18 protein-coding genes are annotated in these 23,090 nt (G+C 64.6%); 8 read left to right on the top strand and 10 right to left on the bottom strand.

Annotated elements, in window-relative coordinates; translation table 11 throughout:
* The first annotated feature begins 117 nt into the window (after nt 1–117).
* The 3 genes from ABQU90_RS22515 to ABQU90_RS22505 are packed head-to-tail and all read left to right on the top strand — an operon-like array spanning nt 118 to nt 5,291.
* Nucleotides 118–777 (top strand): TetR/AcrR family transcriptional regulator, encoded by a 660-nt coding sequence (locus tag ABQU90_RS22515; protein ID WP_055851754.1) that lies wholly within the window; start codon nt 118–120, stop codon nt 775–777.
* 14 nt (nt 778–791) lie between these two features.
* Complete coding sequence (locus ABQU90_RS22510) at nt 792–2,108, top strand: efflux RND transporter periplasmic adaptor subunit (RefSeq protein ID WP_055851751.1); 1,317 nt, start codon at nt 792–794, stop codon at nt 2,106–2,108.
* A 12-nt stretch (nt 2,109–2,120) separates the two neighbouring features.
* Nucleotides 2,121–5,291: a multidrug efflux RND transporter permease subunit gene (locus ABQU90_RS22505; protein WP_323523495.1), complete on the top strand. Its 3,171-nt coding sequence runs from the start codon at nt 2,121–2,123 to the stop codon at nt 5,289–5,291.
* Nucleotides 5,292–5,918: 627 nt separating this feature from the next.
* Here the strand turns inward: ABQU90_RS22505 and ABQU90_RS22500 are convergent.
* A complete protein-coding gene (locus ABQU90_RS22500) occupies nt 5,919–6,917 on the bottom strand; it encodes a LacI family DNA-binding transcriptional regulator (protein ID WP_323523496.1) in 999 nt (332 codons plus the stop codon).
* 161 nt (nt 6,918–7,078) lie between these two features.
* Here ABQU90_RS22500 and ptsP point away from each other — a divergent pair, with 161 nt between their 5' ends.
* The 5 genes from ptsP (at nt 7,079) to ABQU90_RS22475 (ending at nt 14,165) form a co-directional block, all read left to right on the top strand.
* On the top strand, nt 7,079–9,595 hold the full coding sequence (gene ptsP, locus ABQU90_RS22495) for a phosphoenolpyruvate--protein phosphotransferase (RefSeq protein ID WP_323523497.1): 2,517 nt from the start codon (nt 7,079–7,081) through the stop codon (nt 9,593–9,595).
* On the top strand, nt 9,592–10,548 hold the full coding sequence (gene pfkB / locus ABQU90_RS22490) for a 1-phosphofructokinase (RefSeq protein WP_323523498.1): 957 nt from the start codon (nt 9,592–9,594) through the stop codon (nt 10,546–10,548). The genes ptsP and pfkB overlap by 4 nt, the downstream gene beginning before the upstream one ends.
* Before the next feature lie 149 nt (nt 10,549–10,697).
* A complete protein-coding gene (locus ABQU90_RS22485) occupies nt 10,698–12,437 on the top strand; it encodes a PTS fructose transporter subunit IIC (protein WP_323523499.1) in 1,740 nt (579 codons plus the stop codon).
* 171 nt (nt 12,438–12,608) lie between these two features.
* Nucleotides 12,609–13,886, top strand: a complete 1,278-nt coding sequence (locus ABQU90_RS22480) for a carbohydrate porin (RefSeq protein WP_323523500.1) — start codon at nt 12,609–12,611, stop codon at nt 13,884–13,886.
* A gap of 132 nt (nt 13,887–14,018) precedes the next feature.
* Nucleotides 14,019–14,165, top strand: coding sequence for a hypothetical protein (locus ABQU90_RS22475; RefSeq protein WP_323523501.1), 147 nt, complete (start codon nt 14,019–14,021; stop codon nt 14,163–14,165).
* Nucleotides 14,166–14,229: 64 nt separating this feature from the next.
* On the opposite strand, the gene ABQU90_RS22470 is transcribed toward ABQU90_RS22475, so the two are convergent.
* The 9 genes from ABQU90_RS22470 to queA form a co-directional block, all read right to left on the bottom strand.
* Complete coding sequence (locus ABQU90_RS22470; RefSeq protein ID WP_349780897.1) at nt 14,230–14,487, bottom strand: hypothetical protein; 258 nt, start codon at nt 14,485–14,487, stop codon at nt 14,230–14,232.
* A 99-nt stretch (nt 14,488–14,586) separates the two neighbouring features.
* A complete protein-coding gene (locus ABQU90_RS22465; protein WP_323523502.1) occupies nt 14,587–15,435 on the bottom strand; it encodes a TIR domain-containing protein in 849 nt (282 codons plus the stop codon).
* Nucleotides 15,436–15,551: 116 nt separating this feature from the next.
* The gene (locus ABQU90_RS22460; RefSeq protein ID WP_323523503.1) at nt 15,552–16,004 is read right to left on the bottom strand and encodes a hypothetical protein; all 453 of its coding nucleotides are present in this window, start codon (nt 16,002–16,004) and stop codon (nt 15,552–15,554) included.
* A 69-nt stretch (nt 16,005–16,073) separates the two neighbouring features.
* Nucleotides 16,074–16,391, bottom strand: coding sequence for a MafI2 family immunity protein (locus ABQU90_RS22865; protein ID WP_503064248.1), 318 nt, complete (start codon nt 16,389–16,391; stop codon nt 16,074–16,076).
* A 497-nt stretch (nt 16,392–16,888) separates the two neighbouring features.
* On the bottom strand, nt 16,889–17,857 hold the full coding sequence (secF, locus tag ABQU90_RS22455; protein ID WP_055851716.1) for a protein translocase subunit SecF: 969 nt from the start codon (nt 17,855–17,857) through the stop codon (nt 16,889–16,891).
* A gap of 114 nt (nt 17,858–17,971) precedes the next feature.
* The gene (gene secD / locus ABQU90_RS22450; protein ID WP_055851713.1) at nt 17,972–19,816 is read right to left on the bottom strand and encodes a protein translocase subunit SecD; all 1,845 of its coding nucleotides are present in this window, start codon (nt 19,814–19,816) and stop codon (nt 17,972–17,974) included.
* Nucleotides 19,817–20,147: 331 nt separating this feature from the next.
* Nucleotides 20,148–20,501, bottom strand: a complete 354-nt coding sequence (gene yajC, locus ABQU90_RS22445; RefSeq protein ID WP_055851709.1) for a preprotein translocase subunit YajC — start codon at nt 20,499–20,501, stop codon at nt 20,148–20,150.
* A 133-nt stretch (nt 20,502–20,634) separates the two neighbouring features.
* The gene (gene tgt, locus ABQU90_RS22440) at nt 20,635–21,780 is read right to left on the bottom strand and encodes a tRNA guanosine(34) transglycosylase Tgt (RefSeq protein WP_323523504.1); all 1,146 of its coding nucleotides are present in this window, start codon (nt 21,778–21,780) and stop codon (nt 20,635–20,637) included.
* A gap of 81 nt (nt 21,781–21,861) precedes the next feature.
* Entirely contained in the window at nt 21,862–22,932 is a 1,071-nt protein-coding gene (gene queA, locus ABQU90_RS22435; protein WP_115528003.1) for a tRNA preQ1(34) S-adenosylmethionine ribosyltransferase-isomerase QueA, read from the bottom strand.
* Nucleotides 22,933–23,090 lie beyond the last annotated feature (158 nt).

Genomic DNA, 23,090 nt, shown 5'->3' with positions numbered 1-23,090 from the left:
CGGATCGCCAGATCCGGCAAAGTCCGGTCGAATGCTTGGCACACAAGGCGTTGCGCAGACCAAACTGCGATCGTCAAGGCTGTTTAAAAACTAAACTGGACGGTATAGTCTACCGCCATGACTCCTCGTTCCCCCCGTGCTGCCCGGCGTTCGGACTGCGATCGCCGCATCCATGCTGCCGTGCATACGTTGCTTGCCGAGCGCGGCATGCGACTGAGCATGGACGCGGTGGCCGAGCGCGCCGGCTGTTCCAAGCAAACGCTCTACAGCTATTACGGTTGTAAAGAGAATCTGCTGCGCGATGTCCTTCAGGACCACGTGCACCTGGCCACGGTACCGCTGGACGCGGTGTCCGGCGATCTGCGCGAAGATCTGCTGGCCTTTGCGCTGGCCCATCTTGACCGTCTGAACAGCCCGGATGTGTTACAGACCTGTCGTTTGGTGGAAGCCGAGTCGCACCGGTTCCCCGATCAATCCCAGCAGATCTTCCAGGAGGGCGTCGTCGGTATGCAGCAACGCCTGGCGCATCGCTTCGAGCAAGCGATGGCCGCCGGCCAGCTGCGCCATGACGATCCGCACTTCATGGCCGAGCTGCTGCTCAGCATGATCGTCGGGCTGGATTTCGATCGCCAACGGTTTCAGGTTCCCCATCGCGCCGGCCTTGCTGCCAGGCAGCAGTGGGCGCAGTTCGCCGTCGATACCTTTTTGCGGGCGTTTGCCGCGGCCAACGCCGCGCCTGCGCTGGCCCCGCTTGCTCTTCTCACTTCAAGACCCTAACGGAGTTCCTCCTGATGATTGCCCCGCTCCGCACCTTCGGCCTGGCCTTGGCCATCACCGTGGCGCTCGCTGCCTGCAGCAAGCCCGAACAACAGCAGGCGCCGCCGCCGCCGGAAGTGTCGGTGCTGGAAATGAAGCCGCAGACGCTGCCGCTGGAACGCGACCTGGTGGGCCGCCTGTCGGCGTTCCGCTCGGCCGACGTGCGCGCCCGCGTGGACGGCGTGCTGCTCAAGCGCTTGTACACCGAAGGCACCGACGTCAAGGAAGGCCAGCCGCTGTTCGAGATCGATCCGATGCCGCTGCGTGCCACGCTGTTGCAGGCGCAGGGCCAGCTGGCCGCCGCGCAGGCGACCTACGCCAACGCCCAGGTCGCCGCCAAGCGCGCGCGTAGCCTGGCGCCGCAGCAATACGTCTCGCGCGCCGATATCGACAACGCCGAAGCCACCGAGCGCTCCTCCGGCGCCAACGTGCAGCAGGCGCGTGGCCTGGTCGAGTCCGCCCGCATCCAGCTCAGCTTCGCCAGCGTCACCTCGCCGATCACCGGCCGTGCCGGCATCCAGCGGGTCACCGAAGGCGCGCTGGTCGGCTCGGGTGAAGCCACCCTGCTGACCACGGTCGACCAGATCGACCCGCTGTACGTGAACTTTGCGATGAGCAGCGAAGAACTCGCCGCGCTACGCCAGGCGCAGAGCAGCGGCAATGTGCAGCTCAGCGGCGACGGCAAGTCCACCATCAACGTCGAACTCGGCAACGGCACCCTGTACCCGCACCCAGGCACGCTGGACGTGTCGGCAGTGACGGTGGACCCGAGCACCGGTGCGGTGTCGTTGCGCGCGACCCTGCCCAACCCGGAACTGGCGCTGCTGCCGGGCGCATTCGTCACCTTCAAGGCCAGCCTGGGTCAGCGAAACAACGCCTACCTGCTGCCGCAGCAGGCGCTGCAGCGCGATGCGATGGGCGCCTATGCATTGGTGCTGGGCAAGGACGGCAAGGTGGTGCGCAAGAACCTCACTGTCGACGGCCAGCAAAAGGGCCAGTGGATCGTGACCGGCGGTGTGACCCCGGGCGACCAGATCATTGTCGATGGCGTGCAGAAGGCCAAGGAAGGCCAGCCGGCCAAGGGCGTGCCGTGGGATCCGAACAAGCCGGCCGCCGGTGGCCAGCCGGGTCAGCCCGGTGCACCTGGCGCGGCTCCGGCCGCAGGCCAGGCTGACGATGCGAAGGCCGCACCGGCTGCAAACGCAGCCGATGCCGCGGCACCGGCAGCGCAGGAACAGCCCAAGCAGGATGCGGCCGCGCAACCGGCCGACTCCCAGTCAAAGCAGCAGTGACGGAACCCGGACATGCCTAAGTTTTTTATCGAACACCCGATCTTTGCCTGGGTGGTGGCGATCCTGATCTCGCTTGCGGGCGTGATCTCGATCCTGAATCTGGGTATCGAGTCGTACCCCACGATCGCCCCGCCGCAGGTCACCGTCACCGCCAACTTCCCCGGTGCCAGCGCCGATACCGCCGAAAAAGCGGTGACGCAGGTCATCGAGCAGCAGCTCACCGGTATCGACCACCTGCTGTACTTCAACTCCTCGTCGGCCTCCAACGGCCGCGTGACCATCACCCTGACCTTCGAAACCGGCACCGACGCGGATATCGCGCAGGTGCAGGTGCAGAACAAGGTGTCGTTGGCCACGCCGCGCCTGCCGTCCGAAGTCACCCAGCAGGGTGTGGTGGTGGCAAAAGCAAACGCCGGCTTCCTGATGGTGGCGGCACTGCGGTCGGACAACCCGTCGATCAACCGCGATGCGCTCAACGACATTGTCGGCTCGCGCGTGCTCGAGCAGATTTCGCGCGTTCCCGGCGTCGGCAGCACCAACCAGTTCGGCGCCGAGTACGCGATGAACATCTGGTTGAACCCGGAGAAGCTGCAGGGCTACAACCTGTCGGCCACCCAGGTGCTGACCGCGGTACGTAACCAGAACGTGCAGTTCGCGGCCGGTTCGGTCGGTGCCGACCCCACGCCGCAAGGCATCAGCTTCACTGCCACGGTGTCGGCGGAAGGGCGTTTCAGCTCGCCGGAAGAGTTCGAGAACATCATCCTGCGCACCGACAACAACGGTGCAACGGTGCGCCTGAAGGATGTCGCGCGGGTCACCGTGGGGCCGAGCAACTACGGCTTCGATACCCAGTACAACGGCAAGCCCACCGGTGCCTTCGGTATCCAGTTGCTGCCGGGCGCCAACGCACTGAACGTGTCCGAGGCGGTCGGTGCCAAGCTCGACGAACTGCAGCCCACCTTCCCGCAGGGCGTGACCTGGTTTGCGCCGTACGAATCGACCACCTTCGTGCGCATCTCCATCGAGGAAGTGGTGCACACGCTGGTGGAAGCCATCGTGCTGGTGTTCCTGGTGATGCTGCTGTTCCTGCAGAACTTCCGCGCCACGGTCATCCCGACCCTGGTGATTCCGGTGGCGCTGCTGGGCACCTTCTTCGGCATGTACGCCATCGGCTTCACCATCAACCAGCTGACGCTGTTTGCGATGGTGCTGGCGATCGGCATCGTGGTGGACGATGCGATCGTGGTGATCGAGAACGTCGAACGCATCATGAGCGAGGAGCATCTGGAGCCGAAGGCAGCCACGCAGAAGGCGATGACCCAGATCACCGGCGCGGTGGTGGCTATCACCGTGGTGCTGGCGGCGGTGTTCATCCCCTCCTCGCTGCAGCCCGGCGCCTCTGGTGCGATCTACAAGCAGTTCGCGCTGACCATCGCCATGTCGATGGGTTTCTCCGCGTTCCTGGCGCTGACCTTTACGCCGGCGTTGTGCGCCAGCTTCCTCAAGCCCACCCATTCGGGCAAGAAGAACTGGGTCTACCGCACCTTCGACAAGTACTACGACAAGCTGGCGCATCGCTATGTCGGCGTGGTGGGTCACACGCTGAAGCGCTCGCCGCCGTGGATGATCGTGTTCGTAGTGCTGGTGGTGCTGTGCGGCTTCCTGTTCACCCGCATGCCAGGCAGCTTCCTGCCGGAAGAAGACCAGGGTTTTGCGGTGGCTATCGTGCAGTTGCCGCCGGGCGCCACCAAGATCCGCACCAACGAAGCGTTTGCGCAAATGCGTGCGGTGCTGGAAAAGCAGCCGGCCGTGGAAGGCATGCTGCAGATTGCCGGTTTCAGCTTCCTGGGCTCGGGCGAAAACGTCGGCATGGGCTTCATCCGGCTCAAACCGTGGGACGAGCGTGACGTCACTGCCGAGCAGTTGATCCAGCAACTCAACGGTGCCTTCTACGGCATCAAGGGCGCGCAGATCTTCGTGGTCAACCTGCCGACCGTGCAGGGCCTTGGCCAGTTCGGCGGCTTCGACATGTGGCTGCAGGATCGCTCCGGCGCAGGCCAGGAAGCCTTGACCCAGGCGCGCAATATCGTGCTCGGCAAGGCAGCGCAAAAGGCCGACACCATGGTGGGCGTGCGCCCGAACGGCCTGGAAAATTCGCCGCAGTTGCAGTTGCATGTGGACCGCGTGCAGGCGCAGTCGATGGGTCTGGAAGTCAGCGACATCTACAGCTCGATCCAGCTGATGCTGGCACCGGTGTACGTCAACGACTATTTCTCCGAAGGCCGCATCAAGCGCGTCAACATCCGTGCCGATGATCAGTTCCGTACCGGCCCCGAGTCGCTGCGCAACTTCTTCAGCCCGAGCACGACGGCGGTGGGTGCCGATGGCCAGCCCGGCATGATTCCGCTGAGCAACGTGGTCAAGGCCGAATGGACGTACGCCTCGCCGGCGCTGAATCGCTACAACGGCTATTCGGCGGTGAACATCGTCGGTAACCCTGCCCCGGGCGGTAGCTCCGGTCAGGCGATGACGGCGATGGAAGAGATCGTCAACAACGATCTGCCGCCGGGCTTCGGTTTCGACTGGAGCGGCATGTCGTACCAGGAAATCATTGCCGGTAACGCGGCGACGCTGCTGCTGGCGTTGTCGGTGGTGGTGGTGTTCCTGTGCCTGGCCGCACTCTACGAGAGTTGGTCGATTCCGGTGGCGGTGCTGATGGTGGTGCCGATCGGCGTGCTGGGTGCGATCGTGTTCTCGATGCTGCGCGGCCTGCCGAACGATCTGTACTTCAAGATCGGCATGATCACGGTGATTGGTCTGGCGGCAAAGAACGCGATTCTGATCGTGGAATTTGCGGTAGAGCAGCGCGCGGCGGGCAAGACCCTGCGCGAGGCGACCCTGGAAGCGGCGCACCTGCGTTTCCGCCCGATCCTGATGACCTCGTTCGCCTTCATCCTGGGTGTGTTGCCGCTGGCGATCTCCACCGGTGCCGGCGCCAACTCGCGTCACTCCATCGGTACCGGCGTGATCGGCGGCATGGTGTTCGCCACCGTGCTCGGCGTGATCTTCATCCCGCTGTTCTTCGTGGTGGTGCGCCGCATGCTGGGCGACAAGCTGGACGAACAGTCCAAGGAGTATCTGGTCGCACAGAACGACTCCGGCACGCACCGTCCGGATCGTTGATCGATCGGTTGATTGCAAGACGAAAAGCCCCGGCACTGCCGGGGCTTTTTTGTTGTGCTGTACTCGGCATGGGGCAGCACACGGCAGGCACCCGCACTAGCAACCTGCCGCGCAGGTCGTTACTCCCACATGCGGTGCGACCGGCGCTGGCATTGTTGCGATCCGCCCTGGCATTGCACTGTAGGAGCGCACCCGGGCGCGAACGCTCTACCGGTAACGCCCGTCGCGCCCAGGTGCGCTCCTACGAGGTGGCGATGATCGGAAACGCCAGTGCACGTCATGCGTAGGTCGTTACTCCCACATGCATTGCGATACGCACTGGCATTGTTACGACCCGCACTGGCATTGCACTGCAGGAGCGCACCCGGGCGCGAACGCTCTACCGGTAACGCCCGTCGCGCCCAGGTGCGCTCCTACGAGATGGCGATGATCGGAAACGCCAGCGCTCGTCACGCGCAGGTCATTACTCGCACATGCATTGCGATCCGCACTGGCATTTTTGCGATCCGCACTGGCACTGCACTGTAGGAGCGCACCTGGGCGCGATGGGGCCTTATCGACCGCGATCAGGGCTGGCGGTAAGGCTCGGTCGCGCCCGGGTGCGCTCCTACGGTGGTGTCTCGCTCGCTAAGTCTGATCGGGTGCACGGGCAGCGGTCGAACCGCGCACCACGCAACGCCCGGTCATGACCATGCGGCGGATCGGTAGCTGCGGGTTACTCAGGCGTTCCAGCAGCAACGACATCGCGGCGCGACCCATGTCTTCGACCGGCTGTTCGACCACGGTGATGCCCGGTTCGACCAGGTCGGTCCAGCGCTCGTTGTCGAAGCCGGCCAGGGCCAGGTCCTGCGGCAGCCGCAGGCCGGCGGTACGCGCGGCTTTCAACGCGCCCATCAGCAGCAGGCTATTACTGGTGACGATGGCTTCGGGCCGGCTGTCGCTCGCCAGCCACTGTTCCAATTCGACAATCGCCGCTTCGGCGGTCGGCGCCACTTCGCGGTAGTCCGGGGTCAGTCCTTGCCTCCGCATCGCCACCAGATAGCCGTCGCGACGCTCGGCCGCGGTGGTGCTGGTGCTGCCGAACAACCCACCGATGCGTCGGTAACCCTGCGCCTGCAGATGCGTGACCAACTCGCCCATCGCCGCGGCGTTATCCAGTACCACGCTGTCGTAGCGGCTGCCGGGGCCGGCACGGTCCACCAGCACCGTGGGGTAATCCAGGGCCAGTTCGTGCATGCGCCCCACCGTCACCCGGGTCGGGGCGAAGATCAGCCCGGTGATGCGTTCTTCCTGCATCAGCTCCAGATACAGCGCCTCGCGCTCGGGATCTTCATCGGTATTGCACAGGGTGACGCGCATACCGGCACGGTAAGCGACCTCTTCCACCGCACGGATGAGGGACGTGAAGTAAGGGTTGCGGATATCGGCCACGATCACGCCGAGGATGCCGGACTGCTGGGATCGCAATCGCCGCGCCATCAGATTGGGGCGGTAACCGGTCTGACGGACGGCCGCCTCAACCTTGGCACGCACCTCCTCGCTCACCGGGCCGGTGCCCAGCGCGCGCGAGACCGTGGACTTGGACACACCGGCCACCCGGGCCACGTCATTGATGCTGATACTCACTGGGACCGTTCCCGCTCCATTTGCGCACCTGACCCAGGCGCGGTGTCAGTTCCGATGCTAACCCGAAAGCACTACAAGGATTTTGTGCACTGCACATTGACCTGGATCGTGGGAACGTTCCCACTATACTTCCCAGCCTGATCCCCCCATCGGAGCCCGCCTTGTCTTCTCCGTCGCCAGCCCCCGTCACTCCCGAGCTCATCCGCCTGCGTGCTCACGCCCGCGACAAGGACGATGCCATCGCCCAGGCTGCGCAACTGCTTGTCGCCGCCGGCTGCGTGGCACCCGGTTACGACGCCAGCATGCGACGCCGCGAAGGCCTGGCGAATACCTTCCTGGGCCATGGCCTGGCCATCCCGCACGGGGTGGGCGAAGACCGTCACCTGGTGCACCGCGACGGGATTGCGGTGCTGCAACTGCCCGAGGGCGTGGAATGGAACCCCGGCCAGATCACCCGGCTGGTGGTGGGCATTGCCGCCCAGTCCGACACCCATATCACCTTGCTGCGCCGACTGACCCGGTTGATCCAGGACCCGGCGCAGCTGGAAGCGCTGTTCACCACCGACGACCCCGGCGTGATCGTGGCCGCGCTCACCGGCGACCGCGCGCCCGACACCAGCGCCGCGCCGGCCACCGATCTGGCCGAACGCTTCGAGTGGACCATCGCCTACCCCAGCGGCCTGCACGCGCGCCCGGCCACGCGCTGGGCCGAAACCGCGCGCGGTTTCTCTGCCCGTGCGCAGGTGCGTGCTGGCGACCAGGCCGCCGATGCCAAGAGCCTGGTCGGCCTGCTGCAGCTGGGCCTGCGTGCCGGCGACAGCATCACCGTCTCGGCCGAAGGCAACGATGCGGCGGCGCTGCTCAAGCGCCTGCGCGCGGTGATGGACAGCTTGACCGCACAGGAGAAGGCCGATGCCGAACGTGCCGCGCAACGCCGCGCCGCACCGGTGGTCGGCTGGACCCCGCCGCAGGCGCAGCCGGCCATCGTCGGCATCGGCGCCAGCCCGGGCGTGGCGATCGGCATCGTGCACCGCCTGCGTGCGGCGCAGACCGAGGTGGCCGATCAGCCGGTCGGCCTGGGCGATGGCGGCGCACAGCTGCACGATGCGCTGACCCGCACCCGCCAGCAGCTGGCGGCGATCCAGGACGACACCCAGCGCCGTCTTGGCGCCTCGGACGCGGCCATCTTCAAGGCCCAGGCCGAGCTGCTCAACGACACCGACCTGATCACCCGCACCTGCCAGCTGATGGTCGAAGGCCATGGCGTGGCGTGGTCCTGGCACCAAGCAGTGGAACAGATCGCCTCCGGCCTGGCCGCGCTGGGCAACCCGGTGCTGGCCGGCCGCGCGGCCGACCTGCGCGATGTCGGCCGTCGCGTGCTGGCCCAGCTCGACCCATCTGCAGCGGGCGCCGGTCTGACTGATTTGCCCGACCAGCCCTGCATCCTGCTGGCCAGCGACCTGTCGCCGTCGGACACCGCCAACCTGGACACCGCACGTGTGTTCGGCCTCGCCACCGCGCAGGGCGGCCCGACCTCGCACACCGCGATCCTGTCGCGCACCCTGGGCCTGCCGGCGCTGGTCGCGGCCGGCGGCCAGTTGCTGGAGATCGAAGACGGCGCCACCGCCATCATCGACGGCAGCAGCGGGCGCCTGTACATCAACCCGTCCGCGCAGGATCTGGACGCGGCACGCAGCCACATCGCCGAACAACAGGCCATCCGCGAGCGCGAAGCCGCACAGCGCGCCTTGCCGGCCGAAACCACCGACGGTCACCACATCGACATCGGCGCCAACGTCAACCTGCCCGACCAGGTGGCAATGGCGCTCACCCAAGGTGCCGAAGGCGTCGGCCTGATGCGCACCGAGTTCCTGTTCCTGGAAAGCGGCAGCACGCCCACCGAAGACGAGCAGTACGCGACTTATCGCGCCATGGCGCAGGCCTTGGACGGCCGCCCGCTGATCGTGCGTGCGCTGGACATCGGCGGCGACAAGCAGGTGGCGCATCTGGAATTGCCGCACGAAGAAAACCCGTTCCTGGGCGTGCGTGGCGCGCGCCTGCTGCTGCGTCGCCCCGACCTGCTGGAGCCGCAGCTGCGGGCGCTATACCGCGCGGCCAAGGACGGTGCGCGGCTGTCGATCATGTTCCCGATGATCACCTCGGTGCCGGAGCTGATCGCCTTGCGCGAAATCTGCGCACGCATCCGCGCCGAGCTAGATGCACCGGAGGTTCCGATCGGCATCATGATCGAAGTGCCGGCCGCCGCCGCGCAGGCCGACGTGCTGGCGCGGCATGCGGACTTCTTCTCGATCGGCACCAACGACCTCACCCAGTACGTGCTGGCGATCGACCGCCAGAACCCGGAATTGGCCGCCGAAGCCGACAGCCTGCATCCGGCGGTGCTGCGCATGATCCGCAGCACCATCGAAGGCGCGCGCAAGCACGAGCGCTGGGTTGGCGTATGCGGCGGCCTGGCCGGCGATGCGTTCGGTGCCAGCCTGCTGGCCGGCCTGGGCGTGCAGGAACTGTCGATGACACCTAACGACATCCCCGCAGTGAAGGCGCGCCTGCGGGCATCTTCGCTCGGCCAATTGCAGCAGCTGGCCGAGCAGGCGCTCAATTGCGAAACCGCCGAGCAAGTGCGCGCTTTGGAAGCCAAGCGCGAGGACATGGCATGAGCTTGCAGGCCCTCACCGTCACGCTGAACCCGGCGATCGACCAGACCATCCGGCTCGACAGCCTGCAGCCCGGTGCAGTGCATCGCGCCAGCAGCGTGCGTAACGATGCCGGCGGCAAGGGCATCAACGTGGCTGCGTGCCTGGCCGATTGGGGCACCGATGTGGCCGCACTTGGCGTGCTCGGCGGCGGCAATGCCGGCGTGTTCGAAGCGCTGTTCCGCGAGCGCGGCATCGTCGACCACTGCCAGCGCGTGGCCGGCGAAACCCGCACCAATCTCAAACTGGTGGAAGCGCGCAGCAACGACACCACCGACATCAATCTGCCCGGCCTGCAACTGACCAGCGCGCATCTGCAAAGCGTGGCCGATCAACTCGCGCCGCTGCTGCGCCCCGGCCTGCCGGTGGTGTTGTCCGGCAGCCTGCCAGCCGGCCTGCCCGACGACAGCTGGGCGCAGCTGCAGGTGCAGGCCGGCGCCGCCGGTGCACGCGTGCTGCTCGATACCAGCGGCGCACCGCTGGTGGCCGCACTGAGCGCAGCACGCGATGCGCTGCCTTACGCAGTCAAGCCGAATCGCCACGAACTGGAAGCCTGGACCGGCCGCCCGCTCGCCGATCGCGCCGCACTCAGCGCCGCTGCGCACGAACTGCTGGCACGCGGCATCCAGCTGGTGGTGATTTCGATGGGCACCGACGGTGCGTTGTTCGTGCAGCGCGACCAGCGACTGATCGCGCGTCCGCCACGCCTGGCGCACGGCAGCAGCGTTGGCGCAGGCGATGCGATGGTGGCCGGCCTGGCCGCTGCGCTGCTGGATGCGAGCACCGATCTGGAGCAGTGCGCACGGCTGGCCACGGCGTTTTCGATGTGCCGGCTGGAAAGTGGCGACGCGCGCAGGCTCAGCGCCGACGGCGTGCGCCGTGCTGCGACCGAAGTCGTGATCGAGACGCTGTCGTGAACGCTGCCTTCCACAAGGTCACGACCGGCACGCAGGTGTCCGCGGCTTATTCCGACCGCCGTCGTCCCGGCACGCGCCACCCGCACGCGTAACGCCCCAATTCCCCCCGCCGGCCACACCGGCGACCGCAATACAGCAGGAGTTTTGCCATGTCCTCTTCCATCGTGGTCATCGCCGCCGGCGAACGCAGTACCGAAGCCGTTCTGGCGGCCGAGGCGCTGCGCCGCGCGGCCACCGCCGCCGGGCGCAGCGTGACGATCGAAATCCGCAGCGACCAGGGCGTGCTCGGCGCGCTACCGACCGAACTGACCAGCGCCGCCGCGCAGGTCCTGATCGTCGGCGACGCCGATGCCGACACCGCACGCTTCGGCGACGCACAACTGCTGCAGCTGAGCCTGGGCGCGGTGCTGGACGACCCGGCCGCCGCCGTCAGCCAGCTCGCCGTGCCCAGCGCGACCACTGCATCGGCAGCGACCGACGCATCCGGCGCAGGCGGCAAACGCATCGTTGCAATCACCTCCTGCCCCACCGGCATCGCGCACACCTTCATGGCCGCCGAAGGCCTGCAGCAGGCCGCAAAGAAGCTCGGCTACCAGATGCGCGTGGAAACGCAGGGCTCGGTCGGCGCGCAGGACGCATTGACCGACGAGGAAATCCGCGCAGCCGACGTCGTCATCATCGCCGCCGACCGCGAAGTGGACCTGGCCCGTTTCGGTGGCAAGCGGCTGTTCAAGAGCGGCACCAAGCCGGCGATCAACGATGGCCCGGCACTCATCCAGAAGGCGCTGGCCGAGGCCGGCGTGCAGGGCGGCGCAGCCCCGGTCGCAGGCGCCAGCGCCACATCGGACAACAAAAGCAACGGTCGCACCGGCGCCTACAAGCACCTGATGACCGGTGTGTCGTTCATGCTGCCGTTCGTCACTGCCGGCGGCCTGTTGATCGCGCTGGCCTTCGCGCTGGGCGGCATCTATGCCGGCGACGACGCGCATCAGGGCACGCTGGCCTGGTCGCTGTTTCAGATCGGCGCCAAGGCCGGCTTCACCTTGATGGTGCCCGCGCTGGCCGGTTACATCGCCTACTCCATCGCCGATCGCCCCGGCATCGCGCCCGGCATGATCGGCGGGCTGGTCGCGGCCAATCTCAATGCCGGTTTCCTCGGCGGCATCATCGCCGGCTTCATCGCCGGCTACGGCGTGGCCGCGCTCAACCGCTACATCAAGCTGCCGCGCAACCTGGAAGGACTCAAGCCGGTATTGATCCTGCCGGTGCTGGGCACCCTGTTGGTCGGTCTGGCGATGATGTATGTGTTCGGCCAACCGGTCGCCGACCTGCTGGCCTGGCTCACCGCCTGGTTGCGTGGCATGCAAGGTAGCAGCGCGCTGCTGCTGGGCCTGTTGCTGGGCGGCATGATGGCTTTCGACATGGGCGGGCCGGTCAACAAGGCCGCCTACGCGTTTTCCACCGGTCTGATCGCCAGCCAGGTCTACACCCCGATGGCCGCCGCCATGGTGGCCGGCATGACTCCGCCGCTGGGCATCGCGCTGGCCACCTGGCTGTTCCGCAACCGCTTCACCGTCGAAGAACGCGGCTCGGCCACCGCCGCCGGCGTGCTCGGGCTGGCCTTCGTCACCGAAGGCGCCATCCCGTATGCCGCGCGCGACCCGTTGCGCACCATTCCGGCACTGATGATCGGCTCGGCCGTGGCCGGCGCGATTTCGATGTCGGTCGGCGCCGAGCTCAAAGCTCCGCATGGCGGCATCTTCGTGCTGCTGATTCCCAATGCCGTCACCCACCTGGCGATGTATGTGCTGGCACTGCTGGCCGGCGTAGCGGTCACCGCGATTGCGCTGCGCGTGCTCAAGAAGCCGGTAGCCGACGTCGTCGCCTGACGTCAGCACCCTGCGGCGGCCGATGGCCGCCGCATCCGATGCGCCGGATGCGCGTCACCCCTGATCGATCACCGCTGCGCCGCGTACCGATGTGCGCCGCCAGCGGCTTGCCCACCCACGTGCTGTCGCGTTCGCCACCTTGGCCACGCCCTCTTTGTTCGGAGTCCCGCCATGACTGCCCTGCCCTCCCGCCGCGCCCATCCCCGCCTGCTGTGCCTGTCGCTCGCGCTGGCGATCGCCCCACTCGCCCAGGCGCAGGACGCCGCCGATGCCTTCAAGCTCAAGCTGGGCTACACCGGCGAAGCCGCCTCGATGATCGACGGCGGCCGCAAGAGTGGCGATGCCTACGCCGGCCAGCTGATGGTCGGCAGCGATGTCGACATGGACCGCCTGTTCGGATGGAACGGCGCCACCATCAAGCTCTACGTCTCCAATCGTCACGGCACCAATCTGTCCAACAGCAGCATCGGCAACAGCACCTCGGTGCAGGAAATCTACGGCGGCCAGGGCACGCGTCTGGCCAACTTCACCCTGCTGCAAAAACTCTTCAACGACCGCCTGGAACTGGAAGCCGGCCGCAGCGTCGCCAACATCCATTTCCTCGGCTCTGACCTGTGCCAGTACTTCCAGGGCAACTCGGCCTGCGGCAACCCCACCTTCGTATTCCGCACCAGCAACTTCACCTATTGGCCGGTCTCCAGCTGGGCCGCGCACGCCACCGCCTGGGTCACGCCCAAGGTCTATGTGCATGTCGGCGCGTATGAAGTGAACCCGGTGCAGGCGCAGGACGGCCAGCACGGCTTGAAGTGGAGCACCGACGACACCACCGGCGTGGTGGTGCCCTATGCGGTGGGCTACAAGAACAAGGGCGGCGACGGCAGCATGGCCGCGATGTACGAACTCGGCGGCTGGCAGGACAACTCCGACTACACCGACCCGCTGCGCGACCGCAACGGCAACCCCGCCGTACTCAGTGGGCTGGGCTATGAAAACAAGCAGGGCCGCTCGGGCCTGTTCGGTCGCTTCGAGCAGCAGGTCACCAACCCCGACCCGTCCGGCACCCGCGGCCTCACCGTCTTCGGCGCGATTCTGCAAAGCACCGGCGGCCAGGCCATCGAAGATCACTTCGTGCAACTGGGCCTGGTGCAAAAAGGCACCTTCGCCAGCCGCCCGCAGGACAACATCGCCTTCGTGATCACCCAACAGAAATACAGCGACGAAGCGCTGGAAAACCTGCGTTTGGCCCGCGCCTCGGCCGGCGGCACCGGCACCCCCGCCGACAACCAGATCATGATGGAGCTGAGCTACGGCATCCAGGTCACCAAGCGCCTGCGCATCGCGCCGAACCTACATTACGTGATCAACCCGGACCAGTTCAACGAACCCACCCGCACCAACGATCTGAAGAATGCGCTGATTGCGGGCATGCGGATCGATTGGAATTTGTGACCCGTGGAGAAGCTGCGCGCATTGCGCGCATGCTTGGCGGGCACCACTGCCTGAAGTGAGTGGCGGGTGCGTTGCATCTGACTGCAGTGCAACGCATTGCGTCGACTCGGTTGGCCTGGGCATTTGCCGGATATGGCCGACGAGTTTGATGAGCCGCATCGCTGCGCGATCGCACGCGATGAGGCTTTATCGGCCGATCCGGTCGCGCGCAGCCAGCGCTGGCCACGCAAGATCACGCGACAGCGGATACCGAAGCTGTTATTACCCACCACTGCCTAACGCCTGAATTAAGCCGAGCCGCGAAGCGGCATCGGCTTGAATGAAATGTTAGGCCGAAAGCCGGTCACTTTTGGCCCCATATCTGCCAACCCACTAGCACAGCGTTAACCGCTGTGACTGCGAGGATGACCCAAGTAAGGGTGCGCATTGTTTGAGTTAGCTGCAGCATGCGAGCGCTCTCCCTAGCCACTTGTCTCCGGACAATCTCGTCACGGTAGAAGCCGGTGCCCACGACGGTGTTGTGTGCGGCGGCGTCGTAACGATCGATCAGGTCGTCATCTGACAGTGACTGCAAATCAGCGTGTTTTGGAATGTAGCCCATGAGCTTCCTCTTGCGGCCTAGCGTTTGACTTAAGCGGCGCGTTAGGCACCCAATTGAAGGAGGGGTTAGGCGTCGCGGGCATGTCGGCGGCGGTGGCCATTAAGTAACCTTGTTCATGTCTACGCCGTAGCCGGCATTCCTAAGTTCCTTGGCAACGGCAAGGTGCCAAGCGCCATGGTCGTCTAGTGGCACGTAGACCACGCCACTAATGTCGTTGGGAACTTCCGTACCGTCTTTCACAAGAGCGCAAACGTGGCGCCTACCTAGCTTTGAAATCAGATAGCCGTGTTCAAAGACTACGTTCTGCCGAGCGCGAGACTTTGGCTGGTCACCCACCAAGCCACCTGAGTCACAAGGCGTGTACAGTACCAAAGCAAAACCAACGTTGGTGTGCTCCTCAATTTTCTCAATGATGGTTTTGCCGCCACTGACTTGCTCGTGAAGAATTATTGCTTTAAGCCCGAGCTTTTCCACAAATCTTGCGGCCGATATCTTGGCTAAGTCGTCTCGGCCGTGAACTATGAAGACCTTCGATTGATCAAGGACTTCCGACTTTGTCTTCTCGGCTACCGAAGATGTGGCTGGGGCCGCCTTTGATAGCGTGCCTTTGACGCGGTCGAAAACTTCGTTAGTGATGTCCTTGGTGTACTTTTCGTACCTAAGAATATCGCTCGGCGAAACGAACATACTCACGTTGGATGGCATGTGATCGTTCTCGTATTTCGAAAGCTCGGCCACCGTCTTTTCAGTCTGCTTAATGGCGAGTCGTTTGACCTCTGCTTTGCTGAGGAAGTAGCCATCGAACTGAAAGTCTTCACCTTTAAAGAACGGGACTAAGACTCTTGCCTCAATGTCTGAGAGATCAGCTTTATCCAGTTCGAAGTACTGCTTGTTTTTGCTTTGCTTACCGACCTTTTCGTTCGTTTCGATGACCACTTGAAAATACATGAAGGCGTCCTATACGAGATAGATTGATGCTAGCCGTGAAAGGGTGTGAACGGATATTCGACACCTAACAAATGAGTTAAATCTCGCCGTGAAGCGGCGTCGGCTTGGACGAATTGTTAGGCCGCACCTAGGTTGGCTGCGGCCTGCATGACCAATTCTACTGCCTCAACAGAAGTCCAGGCCACGTCAGGTGGTTCCAAAGAAAGGATATCGACGATGTCGCTTCCTGAGACTATGGAGTAGTGGCAAGGCGTCCGTCCGAAAGTAACCGCCTGCACAGAGTCCGCCGCCCACTCCGAGTTCTCAACTTGCAAGAAAGGGAAAGTCCAGTTGCCGCCGGGTGACTTTGGTAGCTTCGGAACTCCCGATTCGCCAGGCCACTGATGGGCGAACTCCTCGTGCGTTGCCACGGCCTCGAAACCCTCGAAGCGCAAGACAAGCAACTGACCATTGCCAAAGTCTCCACCACACACAACAGTCATGGAGCCGGCGAAGTGCTGGAGGATAAACACACCCGAAAGATATTCAGGGACGTGTTCGATCGGACGCCAAGACTTGAACGTTTGCATAGATGTGCCTGAGCGGCCTAACGCCTGAATTAAGCCGCGCCGCGAAGCGGCGTCGGATTGAATGAATTGTTAGGCCGCACCCTCAGGCTCCCAACGTCGGTAGACCACATGTCTCAGCGGCTTTAGGGCACTAGGGGCGGGAACAGACACATGTTGCTCATCGAGGTCCCAGGGTGCAGCCAAGTCCGCAATGACCTCTGTGGCTGCGCAAGAACAGTTCTCTTGCGCGAGACCCGCAGCTAAACCGTCGTACTCGAAGCGGAGGCGAACGATGAAGGCGTTTTCATCGGCCTCGATCGAGGCTTGACGCAATTCCGGGTGGACCTCGCCACAGAGGGCGCGGACTAGGGAGAGCACTAATGTCTGACGCGATGCGATGCTGTCCATGCGGCCTAACTACTATTGGCCCGCCGAAATGCGGTGTTGCATGGAGTATCTTCGATCGCTGGCGCTTTGTGAATGGGGGAAAATCTCTAGCCGCGATCACGGGATTACATGATGGTAAACGGACTCTACTATTGCGAGGTATCCAGCCTTATCCAGCAAAGACGCGGGCGTATGAAATACACCCCCAAAAACAATGGCGTAACAGCACGTCCGCCGACGCAGTTGCTTGATCGAGTGCGCGACCGCTTGCGCGTTAGGCACTACAGCCTTTGCACTGAGCAGACGTATCTCAGTTGGATGCGGCGCTTCGTCCTGGCCAACGGTTCTCTACCGCAACGTATTGCGTATCGATCGGCATCACGTGTCCGACGAAATCCCTGGTTTTCACAATCTTGAGTCGTGACATCACAGTGCACAACCGTGAACCAGGCGTCCACCGCCAGAAACGAAAAAACCGCGCAATGCGCGGTTTTTTCGTCACACCTTTTGCCAACCGATCAGGGGCGGCGCGCCAGCGCCTCCACATCCTTGGCCTTGGGCAGCAGATCCTGCTTGGTCACCGCAAACGGCCCGATGCTCAGCATCGGCACCGCCACGATCACCGATGAGATCACTACGATCACCGCACCGATCATGTGGGTCTCGGCCAGACCTTCCATCGATTCGCCGCCGTAGATGTACAGCGCCAAGGCCGACAGGAAGAACATCACCGCGGTGATGATCGTGCGCGACAGCGTCTGGTTGATCGACCGGTTCAACACTTCCAGCGGTTCCACACGCAACCCGCGGAAGTTTTCGCGCACACGGTCGAACACCACGATGATGTCGTTGATCGCAAAGCCCATCACCGACAACAGACCGGCCAGCACGGTCAGATCGAACTCGCGACCGGTCAGCGACACGAAGGCCACCGTGACCAGCAAGTCGAACAACGCCGTCACGCTGGCCACCACCGCAAACTTCCACTCGAAGCGGAAGGCGATGTAGATCAAAAAGCCCACCAGCATGAACACCGTGGCGTACACGCCGTTCAAGGCCAGGTCCTTGCCGACCTGCGGGCCGACGAACTCGCCGGGCTGCACGGTGGCCGGGTTCTGCTCGGTGCTGACCGCCTTGCGCACTTCTTCGGCAACGGTGCGCGCAGCATCGTCCCGGTTGTTGTGCTGCTCACGCGCCTGCAGACGGATCATCACCTCGTTGCCGCCGCGGGCGTTTTGCACCTGTGCGTTTTCGAAGCCGGCCTTGGACAGCTGCTCGCGCACCTGGTCCACATCCACCGTTTTCTGGAAGCTGGTTTGCACCAACGTGCCGCCGGTGAATTCCAGCGCGTAATTGAAGCCCTTGCCGACGATGATGCCGACCGAAGCGACTGCCAGGATCAGCATCAGGATCAGCACCGGCTTGCGCGGGCGCATGAAATCGATCTTGGTGTCGTTGGGAATGAGATGGAGCGGGAACAATTTCATGGAAAAGATCTTCCGTTTAGACGTTGCACACCCTCGGGATGCGCAACGCTTGCGAAGGGATTCATCCCTCGCCCGCTACAGCTCTGCTGCAGGGGTCGAGGCCGGACTCGCATCTCAAATAGCGACGGTCTTCAGCTTCTTGCGGCTGCCGTAGATCAGCACCGCCAGCGCACGCGACACGGTGATCGCGGTGAACATCGAGGCGAAAATACCGATCATCATGGTCAGCGCGAAGCCCTTCAACGGGCCGGTACCGAACGCATACAAGGCCACCGCCACGATCAAACCGGTGAGGTTGGCGTCCAGGATGGTGCCGCCGGCCTTTTCATAACCCGCGGCAATCGCCGACTTGGCCGGCACGCCCAGCCGCAATTCTTCGCGGATACGCTCGTTGATCAGCACGTTGGCGTCCACCGACAGACCGACCGACAGCGCAAGGCCAGCAAAACCCGGCAGCGTCATGGTGGCGCCGAACAGCGACATCACCGCCACCACGATCAGCAGATTGAACAGCAGCGCCACCGAGGTGATCGCGCCGAACACGCGGTAGTAGATGGTGAAGAACACCAGCGTGAACAGGAACGAGTACACCACCGCAGTGACGCCGCGCTCCACGTTTTCCGCACCCAGACTCGGGCCGATCACGTATTCCTCGACAAAATCCATCGGCGCAGCCAGCGAGCCGGACTTCAGCAACTTGGCCAGGTTCTCCGCTTCCACCTTCTCCAGACCGGTGGTCTGGAAGTTCTTGCCGAACACGCCGGCAATGCGGGTCGGCGACAAGGCTTCTTCCTTGACCCGAACGCTGCGCACTTCCTTGCCGTCGACCATGGTCACGGTGGGGATGCGCTCGATGTACACCACCGACATCAGCTTGCCGACGTTGGCGCTGGTGTAGTCGAGCATGCGCTGGCCGGCGACGTTGTTGAGCGTCACCGACACTGCAGGCATGCCGTTCTGGTCGTTGCTGACGCTGGCACTGACCATCTGGTCGCCGGTCACCAGCGCGCGCTTGTTGAGCAACACCGGCGCGCCGGTATCGCGCACGCGGTAGACCTTGGCTTCGGGCGGGATGCTGCCGCTGCGCACTGCGTCTTCGGCATTGCCGTCGACCACCGCGCGGAATTCCAGCGAGGCGGTGGCGCCGATCAGGCGCTTGGCCTCGGCGGTGTCCTGCAAACCGGGCAATTCGACCACGATGCGGTCTTCGCCCTGGCGCTGGATGGTCGGCTCGGACACGCCCAGCGCGTTGACGCGATTGCGCAAGGTGGTGAGGTTCTGCTCGATCGCGCCGCTGGCGATCTGCTTGAGCTCGGCCTCCGGCACCTTCACTGCGATGTTCTGGCCGCTGACGTCGTAGGTCAGCAACGGCTGCGCCTTGGCCAGCGCGGTGCGCGCCGCATCGGCGCTGGCGCCCTCGCCCAGGCTGATCTGGATGCTGTTGTCGCCGCGACGCTCGACCGCCCGATAGGCGATGCGGCCGTCACGCAAGGTGGTGCGGATGTCTTCGGCAAAGCCTTCGATCCGCTTTTCCACTGCAGCCTTCTGATCGACCTGCATGGCGAAGTGCACGCCGCCGACCAGGTCCAGGCCCAGCACCATCGGCTTGCCGCCCAGCTTGGCCAGCCACTCCGGCACGGTGGAGGCCAGATTCAGCGCCACCGTGTAGTTCTCGCCAAGCTGCTGACGCAGCACATCGTTGGCGCGGGTCTGCGCCTGCAACGAGGACAGGCGCACCATCAGGCTGTCGCCTTCCTTGGTGACGGCTTTGGGCGTGATGCCCGCGCCCTTGAGCTCGCCGTCGATGCGGCTGCGCAATGCGTCGTCGAGCTGTGCACCGCGGCTGGCGGTGATCTGCACGGACGGGTCTTTCTGATAGATGTTAGGCAGCGCATACAACGCGCTGACCGCCAGCACCAGCAGGATCAGGAAATACTTCCAGCGAGGAAATTCGAGCATTGCGACAGTCCCGCACAGCACCATCCCGGCGCCGCGCCTAGCAGTGAGAACGACTTCAAGCGGCCAATACAACGTCGCGAGCGGTCATCCGGTGGATACGGGCAGTGCGCGGAGCGAAAACGCCAAGTGGCGCATTCCGACTCCGTGCACCGACTGCGCCCGCCTGACGGTGCGCGCAGCGGTGGTATTGCAGGCCTTCAATTGCAGCGACGTCTTGAGCAGCCCAACGCAGGCATCGGCAGCGCGACGACAGCGGAGTGTACGAGCGGCCCCTGGCGTTTTCGAGCACCGGCCGGCAGCGCCAGACGGTGCTCGATGCCGATAGCCCGACTCAGCTGGCGGACTTCAGCGTGCCCTTCGGCAGCACATGGCCCACCGCGCTCTTCTGCACGCGGATGCGGACGTTGTCGGCCACTTCCACGGTGATGAAGTTGTCGCCGATGTCGGCGATCACGCCAGCGACGCCGCCGGAGGTGATGACTTCATCGCCGCGTGCCAGCTTGTCCAGCAGCGACTTGTGCTCCTTCTGACGCTTCATCTGCGGACGAATCATCAAAAAATACATGACCGCAATCAGGATGATCGGCAGCGCGAAGGTGGACAGGCTCCCCATCGGGCCGGCGGCCGGCGCGCCACCGGTGGCTTGCGCCTGGGCGACCGGGATCAGGAAATCGAGCAAATTCATTCAGTGCATCCTAGTTTGGTGCCAGCGCGCCCCACGGGCCCACTCGCTATTCAGGTACCGCCAGAGCGGAACAGCCGGGAATTATGCCACGCGGGTTCCACCCCGTCCGCGCCAAGGGCACGGACGGCAGGGCTCAGCTGGTTTCCCCCGGCAACGGCGGCGTGGTGGCGCCGCGTGCCGCATAGAAGGACCGCCGGAACTGCACAAAGGTTCCCGCCGCGATCGCCGCACGCATGTCTGCCATCAGTTTTTCGTAGTACCAGAGGTTGTGCATGGTGCCCAGCATCGGGGCCAGCATTTCGTTGCAGCGGTCCAGGTGACGCAGGTAGGAGCGCGTGTAGCCGCTGCTGCAGGCATGGCAACCGCAGCCCGGCTCGATGGTGTCCAGGTCGCGTTCGTATCTGGCATTGCGGATGCGTACCGTGCCGAACGAGGTGAAATAGTGGCCGTTGCGCGCGTTGCGGGTGGGCATGACGCAGTCGAACATGTCCACGCCGCGCGCCACGCCTTCCACCAGGTCTTCTGGCCGGCCCACGCCCATCAGGTAACGCGGGCGGTCGGCCGGCAGCTGCGGATGCAGGTGTTCGAGCATGGCGTTGCGCTCGTGCTCGGGCTCGCCCACCGCCAAACCGCCGATGGCGTAGCCATCGAAGCCTATGGCGTGCAGGCCCTCCAGCGAGCGGCTGCGCAGGTCCGGGTGCACCCCGCCCTGCACGATGCCGAACAGCGCCGCGTCGTTGCCCAACCCGTCATGCGCATCGCGCGAGCGCTGCGCCCAGCGCAGGCTCAGCTCCATCGAACGCCGCGCGACCTCTTCGGTGGCCGGGTAAGGCGTGCACTCGTCGAAGATCATCACGATGTCCGAATCGAGCACCTTCTGGATCTGCATGCTCTCTTCCGGACCCAGGAACACCCGCGCACCATCGGTGGGCGAGGAAAAGGTCACGCCCTGCTCGGTGATCTTGCGACGGTGGGCCAGGGAAAACACCTGAAACCCGCCGGAGTCTGTGAGGATCGGCCCATCCCAGCGCGCAAACCCGTGCAAGCCGCCGTGGTCGCCGATCACATCCAGCCCCGGGCGCAGATACAGATGAAAGGTGTTGCCCAGGATGATCTCCGCCCCCAGCGCGCGGATCTGCTCGGGCAGGATGCCCTTGACCGAGCCATAGGTGCCCACCGGCATGAACGCCGGGGTTTCCACCGTGCCGCGCGGAAAGGTCAGGCGGCCACGGCGCGCGTGGCCGTCGGTGGTCTGGAGCTGGAACTGAAGTCGGGACATTGAAAGGCCGGGAATGGGGAGTCGGGAATCGGGAATGGGAAGAGCGGTTGGCAGGTGGCTGATCGTTCGGCGGATACCGCCTTACGATTCCCCATTCCCGATTCCCCAGTCCCTGCCCCACAACAACATCGCATCGCCGTACGAGAAAAAGCGATAGCGCTGTGCGATGGCGTGCGCGTAGGCGGCGAAGATGCGCTCGCGGCCGGCGAAGGCGGAGACCATCATCAGCAGCGTGCTTTCGGGCAGATGGAAGTTGGTGACCATCGCATCGACGCTGCGGATGCGGTAGCCGGGCAGGATGAAGATCTGGGTTTCGCCGGCGAACGGCAGCAGTTCGCCATCGGGTGCGGCGTCGGTGGTGCGCCAGGCGCTTTCCAGCGAGCGCACCACCGTGGTGCCCACGGCAATGACGCGGCCGCCACGGGCACGCGTGCGACGCACCTGCTCCACCAGCGCGGCACCGACGTTGAGCCACTCTTTATGCATCACGTGCTGGTCGAGCGCATCCACCCGCACCGGCTGAAACGTGCCGGCGCCGACATGCAGCGTGACGTGGCCGAACTCGACCCCGCGCTCGCGCAAGCGCGCCAGCAGTTGCTCGTCGAAATGCAGGCCGGCGGTGGGCGCGGCGACCGCACCGACCTCGCGCGCGAATACGGTCTGGTAGCGCTCGCGATCTTCCAGCCCCGGCTCACGGCGGATGTAGGGCGGCAGCGGCAGGCGGCCGGCCTCGGGCAGCCACTGCTCCAGCGGCAACGGGATGTCGAAGCGCAGCAGATAAAACTCGCCATCGCGCCCCAACACTTCGGCCTGGCCACCCGCGTCGAGCGCGATCAGGCTGCCGGCCTTGGGCGACTTGCTCGCGCCGATCTGCACCCGCGCCTCGCGTTCGCCCAGCAGGCGCTCGATCAGGATTTCCACCCTTCCGCCGCTGGCCTTCTGCCCGAACAGCCGTGCCGGGATGACGCGGGTGTCGTTGAAGATCAGCAGATCGCCCGGCTGCAACAGCTCGGGCAGATCGCGCACCTGGCGGTCGCTGAAGTCTGCAGGCGCTTTGGGTACCACCAGCAGACGGCTGGCCGCACGCTCGGCCAGCGGCGCCTGGGCGATCAGCTCGTCGGGGAGCGAATAGTTGAAATCGGACTTCTTCAAGGCGTGGCGGTGCAGCGGTTTGGGGGCGCTAGTTTAGCGGGACATGCACAGGCAGGTTTGGCAGCCTTTTCCTCCAAGCAAACAAGACCCGCGGAGGTCGCGGAGGTAGCAGATCCTTCTCCCGTCCGGAGAAGGTGGAGCGCAGCGCCGGATGAGGG

The organism is Xanthomonas sp. WHRI 10207 (genome assembly GCF_040202975.1).
Lineage (GTDB): Bacteria > Pseudomonadota > Gammaproteobacteria > Xanthomonadales > Xanthomonadaceae > Xanthomonas.
The sequence above is the reverse complement of the archived record's forward strand: the minus strand, read 5'-3'. Positions and strand labels throughout refer to the sequence as shown.